At 31.8% G+C, this 1,644-nt stretch carries 1 protein-coding gene; it reads right to left on the bottom strand.

Features of this window, described 5'->3' with window-relative positions; genetic code table 11:
- Nucleotides 1–1,644: hypothetical protein (locus I4V51_RS20790; protein WP_347708683.1), on the bottom strand; the 1,644-nt coding region annotated here is incomplete at both ends.

Here is a 1,644-nt window from a genome sequence, read left to right as displayed (position 1 = left end):
CTGTTCCTAATTGAGTAGTATGTGTACTCACTGTACTTTCTGTACTAGCTACTCTTTGAGTTATAGAACTTAAGTTAGTTTCTATAGTTGATACTTTATTACTTGTTGTAGTAACTTGTGTTTGTACATTTGCTATAGAACTCTCAATATCTTCAGGTGCTGGACTCCAATTACTAGCTTTTGTACCTTCTTCAATAATTAAATTTCTAAATATATAAGTAACTCCTGGTGCTGAATTCATACCATTTAAATACAATACCTGTGCAGTACTTGTTGGTAGTGTTGCAAATGTCGTTATTGTTACACTAAGTCTTGTCCAAGTATTTACGATAGTACTTCCTGTCTTACCCTCTCCACTTAACGCATTACTACCATTTCCTTCTTTTAACCCTACATAAAAAGTTGTTACTACAGAAGCCTTAACTTCAAAAGAAATAGTATATTTCTTATTGGCCAAATATCTACTTCTTCCTATTCTATTGTAACTAATAAAACTCCATCCTGTTGAAGCAACAGAATCTCTAACTATTTTACAGCATTTAATATCATTTTCAGTTACCTCTGAGATAGTTTTTCCACCAGACTGTAAAGACCATCCCCAACCATTTACCCCTTTATTAGTTTCCGTTGCGATATTAGTTCCACCTATTTGCATATTATTTAAATCAATTGTAACTGTTGTTATTTTTGATTCTGCAGAACTTACCCTTTGAGTAATTGAATCTGTTGTAGTTTTTATCTCTGCTACTTTATTTATTATTGTTTGATTTACAGTTGTTATCTGTCCATCTGTATAACCTTTAGCACTATTAATTGCATTTGTTTGAGCAGTATTTGCTTTTGATGTTGCATCATTTGCAGCAGTACTTACAGCTGAATTTTTAGCGGTATTTATTCTACTATCTACTGTTCCTAATTGAGTAGTATGTGTACTTACTGTACTTTCTGTACTAGCTACTCTTTGAGTTATAGAACTTAAGTTAGTTTCTATAGTTGATACTTTATTGCTTGTTGTAGTAACTTTAGAATCTACATCATTAATACTTGTTTTAATATCTTCCCATGCTTTACTCCAATCTGTTGCTTTTGTCCCCCTTTCTACTTTAAACATTTTCCATTGAACAGAACCACTTAAAACATAGTCATGTCGTATATTTGTATTCCAATATGAATTTTTCAAATGATCTGCAGTTATTTTAAAAGTATATAAAAATTCATACTCTCCACTACCACTTAAAGTTAATCTTGACGAAGCTGTAAATCCACCGCTAGACCAATTTGTAACATTTCCATTTCCTTGAATCCAACAAGCAGCCGTTTGACCACTTACAGCAACAATATCTGTATACTTATATATAAGTCTCACTGTTAAATAATCACCAACACTTAATCCATCTGTTAACACTTTAGCTAGATATGGACAAGTATTCGTCACTCCTGTAAAAGAAGTATAAACACTGGAATATTCATTTGATGTATTTTGTGCTAAATTCCTTGTTCCAATTTGAATATTATTAATTGCTGTAGTAATATCTGTAGCTTCAACCTTTAACCTTATTTGATTTTGAAGTTGGCTAATACTAGATCCTTGCGTAGATACTGTAGAATTTAATCCATTTATCTGTGACGTATGACTACTAACTG

Origin of the sequence: Clostridium sp. D53t1_180928_C8, assembly GCF_015667795.1 — a bacterium.
Classification (GTDB): domain Bacteria; phylum Bacillota; class Clostridia; order Clostridiales; family Clostridiaceae; genus Clostridium.
The sequence above is the reverse complement of the archived record's forward strand: the minus strand, read 5'-3'. Positions and strand labels throughout refer to the sequence as shown.